This is a genomic window from Leclercia sp. AS011, from assembly GCF_037152535.1.
Lineage (GTDB): Bacteria > Pseudomonadota > Gammaproteobacteria > Enterobacterales > Enterobacteriaceae > Enterobacter.
In genome coordinates, this window is sequence record NZ_JBBCMA010000004.1 from 59,064 (window position 1) to 75,293 (window position 16,230).

Annotated in this window: 9 protein-coding genes; 2 read left to right on the forward strand and 7 right to left on the reverse strand. The window is 58.1% G+C overall.

The window, feature by feature from the left end; all coding sequences use genetic code 11:
• Positions 1-8 precede the first annotated feature (8 nt).
• Positions 9-4,469: a glutamate synthase large subunit gene (gene gltB / locus WFO70_RS16385; RefSeq protein WP_337017561.1), complete on the reverse strand. Its 4,461-nt coding sequence runs from the start codon at positions 4,467-4,469 to the stop codon at positions 9-11.
• Positions 4,470-5,152: 683 nt separating this feature from the next.
• Here gltB and WFO70_RS16390 point away from each other — a divergent pair.
• Complete coding sequence (locus tag WFO70_RS16390) at positions 5,153-6,097, forward strand: TIGR01212 family radical SAM protein (protein WP_337017910.1); 945 nt, start codon at positions 5,153-5,155, stop codon at positions 6,095-6,097.
• Here the strand turns inward: WFO70_RS16390 and WFO70_RS16395 are convergent.
• Positions 6,074-7,576, reverse strand: coding sequence for a helicase HerA-like C-terminal domain-containing protein (locus WFO70_RS16395; protein WP_337017563.1), 1,503 nt, complete (start codon positions 7,574-7,576; stop codon positions 6,074-6,076). The two genes, WFO70_RS16390 and WFO70_RS16395, sit on opposite strands and share 24 nt — an antisense overlap.
• Positions 7,577-7,713: 137 nt before the next feature.
• On the opposite strand from WFO70_RS16395, the gene WFO70_RS16400 reads away from it, so the two are divergent.
• The gene (locus tag WFO70_RS16400; RefSeq protein WP_337017564.1) at positions 7,714-9,351 is read left to right on the forward strand and encodes a dihydroxyacetone kinase subunit DhaK; all 1,638 of its coding nucleotides are present in this window, start codon (positions 7,714-7,716) and stop codon (positions 9,349-9,351) included.
• Between the two features lie 86 nt (positions 9,352-9,437).
• Here the strand turns inward: WFO70_RS16400 and ahr are convergent, their stop codons facing one another.
• The 5 genes from ahr to pepA all read right to left on the reverse strand — a co-directional run bounded on the left by ahr (position 9,438) and on the right by pepA (position 15,984).
• On the reverse strand, positions 9,438-10,457 hold the full coding sequence (gene ahr / locus WFO70_RS16405; protein WP_337017566.1) for an NADPH-dependent aldehyde reductase Ahr: 1,020 nt from the start codon (positions 10,455-10,457) through the stop codon (positions 9,438-9,440).
• 83 nt (positions 10,458-10,540) lie between these two features.
• Positions 10,541-11,044, reverse strand: coding sequence for a GNAT family N-acetyltransferase (locus WFO70_RS16410; protein ID WP_337017568.1), 504 nt, complete (start codon positions 11,042-11,044; stop codon positions 10,541-10,543).
• Positions 11,045-11,055: 11 nt separating this feature from the next.
• Positions 11,056-13,911 carry a valine--tRNA ligase gene (locus WFO70_RS16415; protein ID WP_337017570.1) on the reverse strand — a complete coding sequence of 952 codons (2,856 nt, stop codon included), beginning with the start codon at positions 13,909-13,911 and terminating at the stop codon, positions 11,056-11,058.
• The gene (gene holC, locus WFO70_RS16420; protein WP_337017571.1) at positions 13,911-14,354 is read right to left on the reverse strand and encodes a DNA polymerase III subunit chi; all 444 of its coding nucleotides are present in this window, start codon (positions 14,352-14,354) and stop codon (positions 13,911-13,913) included. Before holC ends, WFO70_RS16415 begins: the two co-directional genes overlap by 1 nt.
• 118 nt (positions 14,355-14,472) lie before the next feature.
• A complete protein-coding gene (pepA, locus tag WFO70_RS16425) occupies positions 14,473-15,984 on the reverse strand; it encodes a leucyl aminopeptidase (RefSeq protein ID WP_337017573.1) in 1,512 nt (503 codons plus the stop codon).
• Positions 15,985-16,230: the final 246 nt, after the last annotated feature.

Genomic DNA, 16,230 nt, shown 5'->3' on the forward strand with positions numbered 1-16,230 from the left:
TGAATTCCTTACTGCGCCTGCACACGCAGCTCTGCTGCGCTACGACTACGGTGACCCAACAGGGCTTTAACATCGCTGGACTTCGGTTTAACCAGCGCGAATTTCGCAGAGAACGCCGGCCAGTTGGCCAGGATCTCTTCGCCGCGCACGGAACCGGTGTGGTGCACGTGCTCGGTGATTAAACCACGCAGGTGTTCTTCGTGGATGGCCAGCGAATCAACATCCAGCACTTCCACCAGCTCCGGGTTCACGCGTTTACGGAAGTCACCGCTTTCGTCCAGGACATAGGCGAAACCACCGGTCATACCTGCCCCGAAGTTCACGCCGGTTTTACCCAGCACGCAGACAATCCCACCGGTCATGTATTCACAGCCGTTATCGCCGATACCTTCTACCACGGTGATGGCACCGGAGTTACGCACTGCGAAACGCTCACCTGCACGACCCGCGGCAAACAGGCGACCCCCGGTGGCACCGTACAGACAGGTGTTACCGATGATGCTGGCATCGCAGCTGCGGAACGCAGAGCCGACCGGAGGACGCACCGCCAGCAGACCGCCCGCCATACCTTTACCGACGTAGTCGTTGGCATCGCCGGTCAGGTACAGCTCAACGCCGCCGGCGTTCCACACGCCGAAGCTCTGACCCGCGGTGCCGCTGAAGTGCGCGGTAATCGGATCCGCCGCCAGACCCTGGTCACCGTGGGTCTGCGCAATGTAGCCCGAGAGCGTTGCGCCGACGGAACGGTCGGTGTTGCGGATATCAAACCAGAAGGTTTTGCTCTGTTTGTCATCCACAAACGGCTTAGCCTGCTGCAACAGCTGGGCGTTCAGCACGCCATTGTCGAACGGCGGGTTGTTCTCGGTGCAGTACACCGCTTTGCCCGGATGCGGTTCAGCCGTTTCCAGCAGGCGGGACAGCTTCAGGTTCTGCTGCTTAGCCGTGAACCCTTCCAGCTCTTTCAGCAGGTCGGTACGGCCAATCAGATCCACCAGACGCGTCACGCCCAGCTGCGCCATCAGCTCGCGGGTTTCGCGGGCGATAAAGTCAAAGTAGTTAGTCACTTTGAACGGCAGGCCGTGGTAGTGGTTCTTACGCAGCTTCTCATCCTGGGTAGCAACACCCGTCGCGCAGTTGTTCAGGTGACAAATACGCAGGTATTTACAGCCCAGCGCCACCATCGGGCCGGTACCAAAGCCAAAGCTCTCTGCACCCAGAATCGCCGCTTTGATGATGTCGAGGCCGGTTTTCAGACCGCCATCCACCTGCAGACGGATCTTGTGACGCAGGCCGTTAGCCACCAGCGCCTGCTGGGTTTCCACCAGGCCCAGTTCCCACGGACAGCCCGCATATTTCACCGAGGAGAGCGGGCTTGCGCCGGTGCCGCCGTCGTAGCCGGCGATGGTGATCAGATCCGCATAGGCTTTTGCCACGCCGGTGGCGATAGTGCCCACGCCCGGTTCGGAAACCAGCTTCACGGAGATCATCGCTTTTGGGTTGACCTGTTTCAGGTCGAAAATCAGCTGCGCCAAGTCCTCGATAGAGTAGATATCGTGGTGCGGCGGCGGGGAGATCAGCGTCACGCCCGGCACCGAGTAGCGCAGTTTGGCGATGTACGGGGTGACTTTATCTCCCGGTAACTGACCGCCTTCACCCGGTTTCGCACCCTGGGCGACTTTAATCTGAATCACGTCGGCGTTGACCAGGTACGCCGGGGTCACACCGAAGCGGCCGGAAGCGACCTGCTTGATGCGCGACACTTTATTCGTGCCGTAGCGCGCCGGATCTTCACCGCCTTCGCCGGAGTTAGAGTTTCCGCCGATGCTGTTCATCGCTTCAGCCAGCGCCTCGTGGGCCTCCGGGCTCAGCGCGCCGATAGACATCGCGGCGGTATCAAAGCGTTTGAACAGTTCTGACGCCGGTTCAACATCTTTGATGCTGACCGCAGTATCGCCCGGGTTCACCGCCAGCAGATCGCGCAGCGTGGCCGCCGGACGGTTGTTCACCAGCTCGGCGTACTGCTGATAATCGCTGTACTCACCGCTCTGAACGGCCTGTTGCAGGGTGCGCACCACGTCCGGGTTATAGGCGTGATATTCACCGCCGTGGACATACTTCAGCTGTCCGCCCTGATCCAGCGGCTTACGTGCCAGCCAGGCGCGTTTAGAGAGGTTCAGCAGATCCTGCTGGAAGTCGCTAAAGCCCGCCCCGCCGATACGGCTGATTACGCCCTGGAAGCAGAGGTCGGCAACATCGTCATGCAGACCGACGGCTTCGAACAGCTTCGAGCAGCGGTAGGAAGCGATAGTCGAGATGCCCATCTTGGACATGATCTTGTACAGACCTTTGTTGATGCCGTTACGGTAGTTCAGCATCACGGTACGGTAATCTTTGTCGATGGCCTGACCGTCAACCAGTTTGGCCAGCGTTTCGTAGGCCAGATACGGGTAGATCGCCGTCGCACCGAAGCCCAGCAGCACCGCGAAGTGGTGCGGGTCACGCGCGCTTGCGGTTTCCACAATGATGTTGGCGTCGCAGCGCAGGCTCTTGTCGACCAGACGGGTCTGGATAGCCCCGACGGCCATTGGCGCGGGCACCGGCAGGCGGTTCTTCGCAATGTTGCGGTCGGACAGCACCAGCAGCACGGTACCGTTACGTACCATCTGTTCCGCTTTGTCACACAGCGCATGCACCGTCTCTTCGAGGGTCGCTTCGGTCACGTCGAAGGTAATATCGAGCGTGTCGGCGCGGTAGTGCTCCTCTTGCATGGTGGTGAGCTGTTTAAAATCGGAGTACAGCAGGATCGGCGACTTAAAGGTCAGACGGTGGGCCTGGCCTTCGGCTTCGCAGAAGACGTTCATCTCACGACCGATGCTGGTGGCCAGCGACATCACGTGGGCTTCACGCAGCGGATCGATTGGCGGGTTGGTCACCTGCGCGAACTGCTGACGGAAGTAATCGTAAATAATACGCGGCTGGCTGGAGAGCACGGCAAACGGGGTATCATCCCCCATGGAGCCGACCGCTTCCTGGCCGTTTTCACCCAACACGCGGATAACGGAGTCCAGCTCTTCCGCGCTGTAGTTAAACTGTTTCTGGTAGCTGGCGAGAGTATCATCATCCAGCTCGCGGCTGCCCACGTCCTGATCCGGCAGATCTTCAAACGGCACCAGACGGCGAACGTTTTTCTCCATCCACTCTTTATACGGATGACGGCTTTTCAGATCGTTGTCGGTTTCTGCGGAGTGCAGGATACGACCGACGCGGGTGTCGATCACCATCAGCTCGCCTGGTCCTACGCGGCCTTTTTCGACCACTTCGTCAGGCTGGTAATCCCAGATCCCCACTTCCGAGGCGCAGGTGATCAGCTTGTCTTTGGTGATAACGTAGCGCGCCGGGCGCAGGCCGTTACGGTCGAGGTTACAGGCCGCAAAGCGCCCGTCGGACATCACGATACCGGCCGGACCATCCCACGGCTCCATGTGCATGGAGTTAAAGTCGAAGAAGGAACGCAGCTCAGGATCCATATCCGGGTTGTTCTGCCAGGCTGGCGGAACCAGCAGGCGCATGGCACGCACGATATCCATCCCGCCGGCCAGCAGCAGTTCCAGCATGTTATCCATTGAGCTGGAGTCAGAGCCGGTTTCGTTGACGAACGGCGCGGCATCGTGCAGGTCAGGGATCAGCGGGGTCTGGAATTTATAGGTACGGGCGCGTGCCCACTGGCGGTTACCGGTGATGGTGTTGATCTCGCCGTTGTGCGCCAGATAGCGGAACGGCTGAGCCAGCGGCCAGCGTGGTACGGTGTTGGTGGAGAAGCGCTGGTGGAACAGGCAGATGGCCGATTCCAGACGCAGGTCCGCCAGGTCCAGGTAGAAGCGCGGCAGGTCAGCCGGCATACACAGACCTTTATAGATGTTCACCAGGTTCGAGAGGCTACAGACGTAGAACTCTTTATCGTCCTGGAGACGTTTTTCAATGCGGCGGCGAGCAATAAACAGGCGGCGTTCCATATCACGTGGACGCCAGCCCGCAGGCGCATTAACGAAAATCTGTTCAATACGAGGCAGCGAGGAGAGGGCGATTTCACCGAGTACCCCTTCGTTGGTGGGCACATCGCGCCAGCCGACGATAGACAGGGTTTCGCGTTGAAGTTCTTCTTCGACGATGCGGCGTGAGACGGCGGCTTTTTCCGCGTCCTGGTTCAGGAACAGCATGCCGACAGCGTAGTTTTTGGCTAAACGCCAGCCGCGCTCTTCCGCCACGATGCGAAAGAAACGATCCGGTTTTTGCAGCAGCAGACCGCAACCGTCGCCGGTTTTACCATCCGCAAGGATAGCGCCACGGTGCTGCATACGGGCCAGTGCGTGTATAGCGGTACGCACTACCTTGTGGCTAGGTTCGCCTTCTATGTGGGCGATCAGGCCGAAACCACAGTTATCCTTCTCAAGGGATTTATCGTACAACATATCAGTGAACCTCCCCAGGCTCTTCGGGACTTCTCTCTGGACCGTGGCGCACAGGCACAGCAAGAGCGCGGCGACGGGGTTTGCGTGTCATACGCGTACCTCGCATTCGCCCTCTTAATATCCTTTTCGCACAGGTCAAACAAGTTTGAGGACTTGCTTCAGAGGGAATCTCAACTACTGCATAAATATGATGAGCAGGCTGCTCATCCAGAAAGCTTCCAGCGGATTTCCAACTTATCGGGAATCCGTACACAGGTCAAATGGCAATCTTATTTATACAAAAATGTGCTAAAGGAAGGTTATCATTCTGATTTAATTAATTATTTACCGCGTTTCACATCCCTGTAACCTTGCTGTGGGCTTTAGACTAGTGTGATCTGACTCACTATATGAAAGCGGTATTATCGCTGTAGGATGCTAAATAGTGCGATTTAAGCAGGATTTAATGCCGTCATGGGGATAAAGCCCGCATGATGTCACTGTTTTTCAGCGCAGACGATATAAATGAAAAAATCCTGTGGAACATAAGGAAAAGTAATTAGAAAGGGGATGAATGAAATTGCAGTTATCTTGGGTAATTATGCAAAGGGTAAAAGCACGCCGGGACGATTGATCCAGGTCATCGCCGTCGGAGGTTAAAAATGGCAGGCTTGTCCCCTTTGAACGGGGCGGTCTATCAGATTATGCAGTTACAGAAATTAGTCAATATGTTTGGTGGGGATCTTTCGCGCCGCTACGGGCAAAAGGTCCATAAGCTGTCGCTGCATGGGGGATTCAGCTGCCCAAATCGCGACGGCACTATCGGGCGCGGCGGCTGTACCTTCTGTAATGTGGCCTCCTTTGCCGACGAAGCGCAGCAGCATCAGTCCATCGCGGCGCAGCTTGCCCACCAGTCGACGCGGGTGGATCGGGCAAAACAGTATCTGGCCTATTTTCAGGCCTATACCAGCACATGGGCGGAAGTCCAGGTGTTGCGCTCGATGTATCAACAGGCGGTGAGCCAGGCAAACATCGTCGGGCTCTGCGTCGGCACCCGGCCAGACTGCGTGCCGGAGGCGGTGCTCGATCTGCTCAGCGAGTATAAAGATCGGGGATATGAGATCTGGCTGGAGCTGGGATTGCAGACCGCGCACGATAAAACCCTGCACCGTATTAATCGCGGCCACGATTTTGCCTGCTACCAGCGTACCACCCGACTGGCGCGCGAACGCGGGCTGAAGGTCTGTAGCCATCTGATTGTCGGCCTGCCGGGTGAAGGGCAAGCGCACGCGCTGGAAACTCTGCATAAGGTGGTTGAGACCGGCGTCGACGGCATTAAGCTGCACCCGCTGCATATCGTCACGGGTAGCATTATGGCTAAAGCCTGGGAGGCCGGACGACTGAACGGCATTGAGCTGGACGAATATGTGGTGACGGCCGGAGAGATGATCCGCCACACGCCGCCGGAGGTGGTGTATCACCGCATCTCTGCCAGCGCCCGCCGCCCAACGCTGCTGGCACCGCTGTGGTGTGAGAACCGCTGGACGGGGATGGTAGAGCTGGACCGCTACCTGAACGAGCAGGGGGTTCAGGGCTCGGCACTGGGCACGCCCTGGGTGCCCGCGTTACCTTCTGCGTCCGCCCAATAAGCTGCCCAGCACCCCGCGGACAATCTGATTCGTTACCTGGCGCGCTGCGCTTTTCGCCATGGTTTGCACCACCCCGTCGCGTTTACCTCCGCGCGGACCGGTGCTACCAAACAGGATGTCCTTCAACCCACCCAGGATCCCATCATCGACCGCAACGGACTGGCCTTTTGCGGCGGGGGCCTCCTGCTGCGCCGTACTGGTTTGCACCCCTTTTTGCAGCATCTCAAAGGCAGACTCTCTGTCCACCTGATCTTCATATTTGCCGTAGACCGGGGAGTGGTTGATCAGCCCGTTACGCTCGTCGTCGCTGATCGGTCCCATCCGGGAGTAAGGGGCGATGACCATCGCGCGCTCGACCATTGACGGGCTACCTTTAGCATCGAGAAAGGAGATCAGCGCCTCGCCGGTGCCCAGCGCCTGGATAGCCGCCTCGGTATCAAAGGCCGGGTTAGCGCGCATGGTCTGCGCGGCGGCTTTCACCGCCTTCTGATCTCTGGGTGTAAAGGCGCGCAGGGCGTGCTGGACGCGATTGCCCAGCTGGCCCAGCACGTTGTCGGGAACATCGGACGGGTTCTGTGAAACAAACCAGACGCCTACCCCTTTGGAGCGGATCAGGCGGATCACCTGCTCGATCTTATCCAGCAGCACCTGCGGCGCATCGCTGAAAAGCAGATGGGCTTCGTCAAAGAAGAACACCAGCTTCGGTTTTTCCAGATCGCCTGCTTCCGGTAGTTGCTCAAAGAGGTCGGAGAGCATCCACAGCAGGCTGGCGGCGTAGAGCTTCGGCATCTGGTAGAGCTTTTCCGCACTCAGAATGTTGATGATGCCTTTGCCGTCGCTGTCGGTACGCATCCAGTCTTTGATATCCAGCATAGGTTCGCCAAAGAAGTGTTCGGCACCCTGTTGTTCCAGCGTCAGCAATCCGCGCTGGATAGCGCCGACGGAGGCGCTGCTGATATTGCCATACTGATTCTGGAATGATTTGGCGTTATCCCCGATGTACTGGGTAATGGCCCGCAGATCTTTAAAGTCGAGCAGCAGCAGGCCCTGATCGTCGGCAATGCGGAAGATGATGTTCAACACGCCAGACTGCACCTCGTTCAGATCGAGCAGACGCGCCAGCAGCAGTGGACCGAGATCGGACACGGTGGCCCGCACCGGATGGCCTTTCTCACCGAAGATGTCCCAGACCACCACCGGATTGCCCGCGGGGTGCCAGTCGGTAACGCCGATATTGTTCAACCGTTCAAGAAGCTTCTCTGAGCCAACACCTTCCCGGGCAACGCCGCTGAGATCCCCTTTCACGTCGGCCATAAATACCGGCACGCCGATACTCGAAAATGACTCGGCCAGCTTTTGCAGGGTTACCGTTTTACCCGTGCCGGTGGCGCCGGTAATCAGGCCATGACGGTTTGCCATAGCGGGCAGGAGATGAAGTTCGTTATCCAGCGTCCGGGCAATCAGCAGGGGTGTACTCATGATCGGCTTCCTCGTTCAGTCCTGCGTGGAGTATAGGCAACCTGACGGTAAAAAGAGCGGGTCAATTTCTGACTTTGCGGCGCATTACGCATCGCGGACTATGCTTTTACACAGGGTAAACAACATATTGGAAAGCTATGTCCAGATTCTTCTTTAACGACCGCAAACAGCTGGTTAATGACGCCATTGAAGGTATGCTCATCTCCGCCCCGCACGGCAATCTTGTCAAACTGGATACCGATCCGGCTATCCGCGTGGTGGTACGCGCCGACTGGGATAAAAGCCGCGTGGCGGTGATTTCCGGCGGCGGATCCGGCCATGAGCCGGCACATGCGGGATTTGTAGGTAAAGGGATGCTGACCGCTGCCGTCTGTGGTGATCTGTTTGCATCCCCGAGCGTAGAGGCGGTGCTGAACGCTATTGTGGCGGTAACGGGCGATCGCGGCTGCCTGCTGATCGTCAAAAACTACACCGGGGATCGTCTCAACTTTGGCCTCGCGGCGGAGAAAGCCAAACGCCTGGGGCTCAAAGTGGAAATGGTGATTGTGGCCGATGATATCGCCCTCCCGGATAACAAACAGCCGCGCGGCATCGCCGGAACCGCGCTGGTGCATAAAATCGCCGGGCATGCCGCCGAACAAGGGAAATCATTAAGCGACGTGCGGGATATAGCCCGTCAGGCCTGCGATAACCTCTGGAGTCTGGGGGTGGCGATGCAGACCTGTAACCTGCCGGGCAGCGACGATGAAGAGGGGCGTATCAAAAAAGGCCATGTTGAGCTGGGGCTGGGGATCCACGGTGAGCCCGGGGCATCGCTGGTCGAGACGCAAAACAGCAGGGCGATTATTGATACGCTGGTGAAACCCTTGCTGGCGCAGGCAGGTGTTGGGCGGCTGGCCGTGCTGATCAACAACCTCGGCGGCGTCTCGGCGCTGGAGATGGCGTTGCTGACCAAAGAGCTGGCCCATTCGGCGCTGAAAGATCGGATCGCCTGTTTGATCGGCCCGGCACCTCTGGTCAGCTCGCTGGATATGAAGGGATTTTCGTTATCCCTGCTGAAGCTGACGCCGGCCTTTGAGGAGGCGCTTAACGCACCGGTGGAGACGCTGGGCTGGCAAAAACCGGTGGCCTTTGCGCCGCTGCGCACGTTGCCGCACACCCCGCTGCATGACAGTGTGGAATTCACCCCGTCGGCGAATGCGAAGGTCGCAGAGTACCTCGCCGCGGCCACGGGCTGCTTAATCGCCCTGGAAAATCGCCTTAACGCCCTGGACGCGAAAGTGGGGGATGGCGATACGGGATCGACCTTTGCGCAAGGTGCGCGGGATATTGCGCAATGGCTGGATGAGGGGCGGCTGCCGCTGAACGATCTGCCGCAGCTCCTGCTGGTGGTGGGGGAGAGGCTGGCGACCGTGATGGGGGGATCAAGCGGGGTGTTGATGTCGATCTTCTTTACCGCCGCAGGCCAGGCGCTGCATAGCGGCAAGCCCCTGCCCGATGCCTTACTGACCGGGCTTAAGCAAATGAAACATTATGGCGGGGCCGATCGCGGGGATCGTACCTTGATCGACGCGCTCCAGCCCGCGCTGGAAGCGCTGCAGACGGGAGATATTCAGGTTGCCGCGAGGGCTGCACAGGAGGGGGCGGATGCCACGGCAAGCATGGGCAAAGCCGGAGCGGGACGATCGTCGTATGTGAATAAAGAGAATCTCGATGGGGTAGCCGATCCTGGCGCGGTGGCAGTGGCCGAGGTATTTGCGGCGTTAGTGCGGTAGGTGGAAAACGCCCGGTGGCGGCTACGCTTACCGGGCCTACAAAAGATGTAGGCCCGGTAAGCGTAGCGCCACCGGGCAACAACAGCTTAAAAGTCTGCTTTCAGCACCACGCGGTAACGGGCTTTGCCGTCACGAACATGCTGGAGCGCTTCGTTGATTTTCGACATCGGGTACATCTCGATGGTCGGAGCGACTTTGGTGCGGCCAGCAAACTTCATCAGCTTACGCAGCTCATAAGGTGTGCCCGTGGCAGAACCCGACACGCTGCGATCCCCGCCAATCAGCGTGAAAGCAGGAACCGGGAGGGGCTTCAGGACGGCACCCACGGTATGGAAGTTGCCGCCATAGGCCAGCGCTTCAAAGTACGGCTGCCAGTCGAGATCGACGTTCACGGTGTTGATGATCAGATCAAACTGACCGGCCAGGGCTTTCAACAGCTCTGGATCCCGGCTGTTCACCACCTTATCGGCTCCCATCGCCAGCACTTCTTGCTCTTTTGCCGGATTGGAGCTGAACGCCGTTACTTCGCAGCCCATGGCATGCAGCAGCTTAATGGCAATATGGCCCAGGCCACCGATACCGATTACTCCCACGCGGCTGGTGGCGGTGATATGGTGCATCAGCAGCGGTTTAAAGACGGTGATCCCACCGCATAGCAGCGGACCGGCGGATTCGATATCGATCTGTTCAGGAAGAGGAATGACCCACTGCCAGTCGGCGCGCAGTTTGTCGGCGAAACCGCCGTTATTGAGGATCGTAGGGGTAGCGCCTTCCAGACAGTTTATCTGGTTGCCGCTAATACAGGCGTCACAGTGACCGCAGCTGCGCGCAGTCCAGCCGATGCCCACACGCTGGCCAACCTTCAGCCCTTTATCCTGCGCGGCACTGCCCAGGGCCACTACGCGGCCAATAACTTCGTGCCCGGCAATCAGCGGGTATTGCGAGAAGCCCCATTCGTTATCGATCATCGACAGATCGGAATGGCAGATCCCGCAGTAATCAACCTGGACTTCAACGTCTTCTGCTTTCAGCTCGCCCGCATCGTATTCGTACAGCTCAAGCTCTGCACCCGCCTGCGGTGCGGCATAGCTTTTTATCTTTGACATGCTATTTACCCCCTGATGGTGTGGAACTGAGAGTGTAGAGCATTCAGTTTACAGCCGCTTAACAGAAGGGGGCAGGAAAGGAATTATAAGGTTTTCAACATTCGCACTTCGCAATCAACATGCCCGGTACATCCCAGCGGCTGGTCGATATGCTCAAAGCCGAGGTGCTCGTACAGCCTGATGGCGTCGGTCAGAAAGGCGGTAGTTTCCAGATAGCAGCGTTTGAACCCCTGCTCGCGGGCATAATCCAGCGCCTGTAACGCCAGTTTTTTCGCTAAGCCTTGTCCACGCACGACGGGCAGGAAATACATTTTTTGCAGTTCGCAGATGTCCGGCTCGCTGCAGGAGAGCGGCGCAACGCCGCCGCCACCCACAACCTGTCCGTTCTGCTCCACAACCCAATAGGCATGCCCCGGCTGGCTGTACACTGAGTACAGCTCGTCGAGATTGGGATCCGCAACGGTATAGCCTTTATCGGCCGTCAGGCCGTATTCGGCAGATACCCGGCGGATAACGCCGGCAATTGCCGGGTTATCCGTGGCGGTGATACGGCGCAGATGCGCCGTTACAGAGGCATTTACATGCATAGCTTCACTCATCACAGCGCGCTAATGACAGCCTGTTGCTCAATCAGTTTCGCTTTAGCATCGGCGAAACCAACCAGACGCTCACGCTCTTTAGCGATAACCGCTTCCGGTGCGCGGGCGACAAAGCCTTCGTTAGACAGTTTGCTTTCAATCTTACCGATTTCGATTTCGACTTTAGCCACTTCTTTCGCCAGACGCGCCAGCTCAGCATCTTTGTCAACCAGGCCAGCCATTGGGATCAGCAGCTCGGCGCCATCGATGATTTTGGTCACGGAAACCGGACCTTTATCATCCGCAGGCAGCACGGTGATGCTCTCCAGACGCGCCATGGTCTGCAGGAAGGTGTTGTTCTCGGTGACGCGACGAACCGCAGCCTCGCTGCAACCGCGCAGCAGCAGCGCCAGCGGTTTACCCGGGGAGATGTTCATCTCTGCACGGATGTTACGCACGGCAACGATCGCCTGCTTCAGCCACTCGGTATCGGCCGCCGCGGCTTCATCAACCTGCGCAGCATCGAAGGCCGGGAACGGCTGCAGCATGATGGTATCGGCACTGATACCGGCAATCACCTTCACGCGCTGCCAGATGGTTTCGGTGATGAACGGGATGATCGGGTGCGCCAGGCGCAGCAGACCTTCCAGAACGGTGATCAGGGTGTTGCGCGTGCCGCGCAGTTCCGCTTCAGAACCACCGTTCATAACCGGTTTGGTCAGCTCTAGGTACCAGTCACAGAACTGGTTCCAGGTGAATTCGTACAGGATGCCTGCCGCGATATCGAAGCGATAGCTATCCAGCGCCTCACGGAACGCTTTGGTGGTCTGGTTAAATTCCGCCAGGATCCAGCGGTCCGCCAGCGACAGGGTCATTTCACCGCCGTTGAAGCCGCAATCCTGATCTTCGGTGTTCATCAGCACAAAGCGGCTGGCGTTCCACAGCTTGTTACAGAAGTTGCGGTAACCTTCCAGACGTTTCATGTCCCAGTTGATGTCGCGGCCGGTAGAGGCCAGCGCCGCCAGGGTGAAACGCAGGGCGTCGGTGCCGTGTGGCTCGATGCCGTCCGGGAACTGCTTCTCGGTGCGCTTGCGGATCTTCTCAGCCAGCTGCGGCTGCATCATGTTACCGGTACGTTTCTCCAGCAGATCTGCCAGAGAGATACCGTCAACCATGTCCAGCGGGTCAATCACGTTGCCCTTGGACTTGGACATCTTCTGGCCTTCATCGTCACGGATCAGACCGGTCATATAGACGGTATGGAACGGAACCTGCGGCTTGCCGTCTTCGTCTTTGATGAAGTGCATGGTCATCATGATCATGCGGGCGATCCAGAAGAAGATGATGTCGAAGCCGGAGACCATCACGCTGGTTGGGTGGAACTGACGCAGCGCGTCGGTGTTCTCAGGCCAGCCGAGGGTGGAGAAGGTCCAGAGCGCGGAGGAGAACCAGGTATCCAGCACGTCTTCGTCCTGACGCAGCGCCACGTCCGCACTCAGGTTGTTTTCCTGACGGACTTCGTCTTCGGTGCGGCCCACGTAGACATTGCCGTCGTTGTCGTACCACGCCGGGATGCGGTGACCCCACCACAGCTGACGGGAGATACACCAGTCCTGAATGTCACGCATCCAGGAGAAGTACATGTTTTCGTACTGCTTCGGCACGAACTGGATGCTGCCGTTCTCAACCGCTTCAACAGCCGGTTTCGCCAGCACGTCGGCACGCACGTACCACTGGTCGGTCAGCATTGGCTCGATCACCACGCCGCCACGGTCGCCGTAAGGGACGGTCAGGTCGTGCGGTTTGATCTCTTCCAGCAGGCCAAGCGCGTCAACAGCGGCAACCACTGCTTTACGGGCGGCAAAGCGCTCCAGCTTCTGGAACTCAGCCGGGATGTCGCTGGAATAGACGTCAGATTCTTCGCCTTTGGTGTCATACACTTCTGCGCTTTCGCGGATGTCGCCATCAAAGGTCAGGATGTTGATCATCGGCAGGGCGTGACGACGGCCAACTTCATAGTCGTTAAAGTCGTGTGCCGGGGTGATCTTCACGCAGCCGGTGCCTTTTTCCATGTCGGCGTGTTCATCGCCCACAATCGGAATACGGCGGTTCACCAGCGGCAGCACCACGAATTTACCGATCAGATCTTTATAACGCGGATCTTCCGGGTTAACGGCCACGCCGGTATCGCCCAGCAGGGTTTCCGGACGGGTGGTCGCGACCACCAGATAATCTTTACCGTCGGCGGTTTTTGCGCCGTCAGCCAGTGGATAGCGGATATGCCACATGGAGCCTTTCGACTCGCGGTTTTCCACTTCCAGATCGGAGATCGCAGTGCGCAGTTTCGGATCCCAGTTTACCAGGCGCTTGCCACGGTAAATCAGATCTTCTTTATACAGACGTACGAAGACTTCTTTCACGGCGTTGGACAGGCCTTCATCCATGGTGAAGCGCTCGCGCTCCCAGTCCACGGAGTTGCCGAGACGGCGCATCTGACGGGTAATGGTGCCGCCAGACTCCGCTTTCCACTGCCAGATTTTGTCGATGAAGGCGTCGCGACCGTAGTCGTGGCGGGTTTTCCCTTCTTCAGCGGCAATTTTACGCTCAACCACCATCTGGGTCGCGATACCCGCGTGGTCAGTCCCCGCCTGCCACAGGGTGTTTTTGCCCTGCATGCGCTGGTAGCGGATCATGGTGTCCATGATGGTCTGCTGGAAAGCATGACCCATATGCAAACTGCCGGTAACGTTCGGCGGCGGGATCATGATGCAGAAGGACTCTTTGCTTTCATCGCCGTTAGGCTTGAAATAGCCCTGCTGTTCCCAGTGCTCGTAAAGCGGCTGTTCGATATCGCGTGGGTTGTATGTTTTTTCCATTATGTCCAGGTTGCCGTATTCAGGTTAAAACCAGCCAGGCGGTACGCTTTATAGCGTTCGCGCGCCAGTTGTTTCAAAGAGTCTTCGTGAGGGACAAAGTCTACCACTTCTGTGAAAGCGGTGGCAAAATCTGCAAAGCCGGTACGCAGGCTGATTAATATATCCCGCGGGCTGCTGTTGCGTTTTTGCGGCCAGGCGATCTCCACCGGCGCGCCTCCGCGCGGTCCTTCCCCCGCGAGATTGTGCGGAACAAAGCTCTCCGGCGGGCGTGCCCACAGGGCTTCATCCAGACGGATGGCCTGCTGCTCATCTTCGCAGGCAATCAGCACGCGTTTTCCACCGCGCCAACGTTCTGCGGCAATCTCACACACCAGCTGTTCGACGGCGCTTAAGCCATCCTGTTGCGTGTCGTTGTCCAGAAGATAGAACGTTGCATTCTTCATATATGGGGCTTCTTGTGGTGAGTTTAAACGTATTGCCCGGTGGCGCTGCGCTTACCGGGCCTACGGTTTGTTGCCGTTGCAGGCCGGGTAGGGCGAAGCCGCCACCCGGCGTTTTACATCACTCGTCGCCGTTAAAACCCGCACGATTGAGCAGGAACTGCGACAGGAGGGCAACCGGGCGGCCGGTTGCGCCTTTGGCTTTACCGGAACGCCATGCGGTACCGGCGATGTCCAGGTGGGCCCAGTTGTATTTGCGGGTAAAGCGCGCCAGGAAGCAGGCTGCGGTAATGGCACCGCCAGGACGGCCACCGATGTTGGCCATATCCGCAAAGTTAGACTCCAGCTGCTCCTGATACTCATCGGCCATTGGCAGACGCCATGCACGATCGCCCGCCTGCTCAGAGGCACCGATCAGCTCATGGGCCAGCGGATTGTGGTTCGACATCAGGCCGGTGATGTGATGACCCAGCGCAATCACGCAGGCACCGGTCAGCGTTGCCACGTCGATTACCGCTTCTGGCTCGAAGCGTTCAACGTAGGTCAGCACGTCGCACAGCACCAGACGGCCTTCGGCATCGGTGTTCAGCACTTCAACGGTCTGCCCGGACATGGTGGTAAGGACGTCGCCAGGACGATAGGCGCGACCGCCCGGCATGTTTTCACAGCCGGCCAGCACGCCAATCACGTTGATGGGCAACTGGAGTTCCGCGACCATGCGCATCACGCCGTAGACCGCCGCGGCACCGCACATGTCGTACTTCATCTCATCCATGCCTTCGGCCGGCTTGATGGAGATACCGCCGGAGTCGAAGGTCAGGCCTTTGCCGACCAGCACAATCGGACGCACGTCTTCAGACGGGTTGCCCTTGTACTCAATGACCGACATCAGGGATTCATTTTGTGAACCGTTGCCAACGGCCAGGTAGGAGTGCATCCCCAGCTCTTTCATCTGCTGCTCGCCAATCACGCGGGTAACGACGTTTTTGCTGTAGGAATCAGCCAGCTGGCGCGCCTGGGAGGCGAGGTAACCGGCATTACAGATGTTTGGCGGCATGTTGCCGAGGTCTTTTGCAGCCTTGATCCCGGCGGCAATCGCCAGGCCATGCTGAATGGCGCGCTCGCCGCTGGTCAGCTCGCGACGGGTCGGGACGTTAAAGACCATTTTACGCAGCGGGCGACGAGGTTCGCTTTTGGTGGTTTTCAGCTGATCGAAGCTGTACAGCGTCTCTTTTGCGGTCTCAACGGCCTGGCGCACTTTCCAGTAGGTGTTGCGGCCTTTGACATGCAGTTCGGTCAGGAAGCACACGGCCTCCATCGAGCCAGTATCATTCAGCGTATTAATCGTTTTCTGAATTACCTGTTTGTACTGGCGCTCATCCAGCTCGCGCTCCTTGCCACAGCCAATCAGCAGGATGCGCTCGGACAGCACGTTCGGCACATGATGCAGCAGCAGCGTCTGTCCCGGTTTGCCTTCCAGCTCGCCACGGCGCAGCAGGGCGCTGATGTAGCCGTCACTGATTTTATCGAGTTGTTCTGCGATTGGAGAGAGTCTGCGGGGTTCAAACACGCCGACGACGATGCAGGCACTCCGCTGTTTCTCCGGGCTACCGCTTTTTACACTGAACTCCATGAACTACGCTCCTGAATCTTAAAGACAACAGCAGCAGCTACGGATAGAATTGAAACCTTTCGTAACTCATGCCCGCTGTTGCGGTGACTTCGTGTTAATCTTACGTTATTACGGTTTCGACACGTCATAGCTACTGCTGAAGCGCGAATCCGCCGGGTGTTCTAATCTTAGCGATGATTTCGACGACTCAAGAGAATAAATGACGTTTAAGCCATGAAACAAGCGATTTTCCTGCAAAGAGACGGG

Bases quoted from the DNA above. Each gene is read 5' to 3' on its own strand.
- gltB (WP_337017561.1), bottom strand. From the start codon at position 4,469: ATGTTGTACGATAAATCCCTTGAGAAGGATAACTGTGGTTTCGGCCTG.
- WFO70_RS16390 (WP_337017910.1), top strand. From the start codon at position 5,153: ATGCAGTTACAGAAATTAGTCAATATGTTTGGTGGGGATCTTTCGCGC.
- WFO70_RS16395 (WP_337017563.1), bottom strand. From the start codon at position 7,576: ATGAGTACACCCCTGCTGATTGCCCGGACGCTGGATAACGAACTTCAT.
- WFO70_RS16400 (WP_337017564.1), top strand. From the start codon at position 7,714: ATGTCCAGATTCTTCTTTAACGACCGCAAACAGCTGGTTAATGACGCC.
- ahr (WP_337017566.1), bottom strand. From the start codon at position 10,457: ATGTCAAAGATAAAAAGCTATGCCGCACCGCAGGCGGGTGCAGAGCTT.
- WFO70_RS16410 (WP_337017568.1), bottom strand. From the start codon at position 11,044: ATGCATGTAAATGCCTCTGTAACGGCGCATCTGCGCCGTATCACCGCC.
- WFO70_RS16415 (WP_337017570.1), bottom strand. From the start codon at position 13,911: ATGGAAAAAACATACAACCCACGCGATATCGAACAGCCGCTTTACGAG.
- holC (WP_337017571.1), bottom strand. From the start codon at position 14,354: ATGAAGAATGCAACGTTCTATCTTCTGGACAACGACACGCAACAGGAT.
- pepA (WP_337017573.1), bottom strand. From the start codon at position 15,984: ATGGAGTTCAGTGTAAAAAGCGGTAGCCCGGAGAAACAGCGGAGTGCC.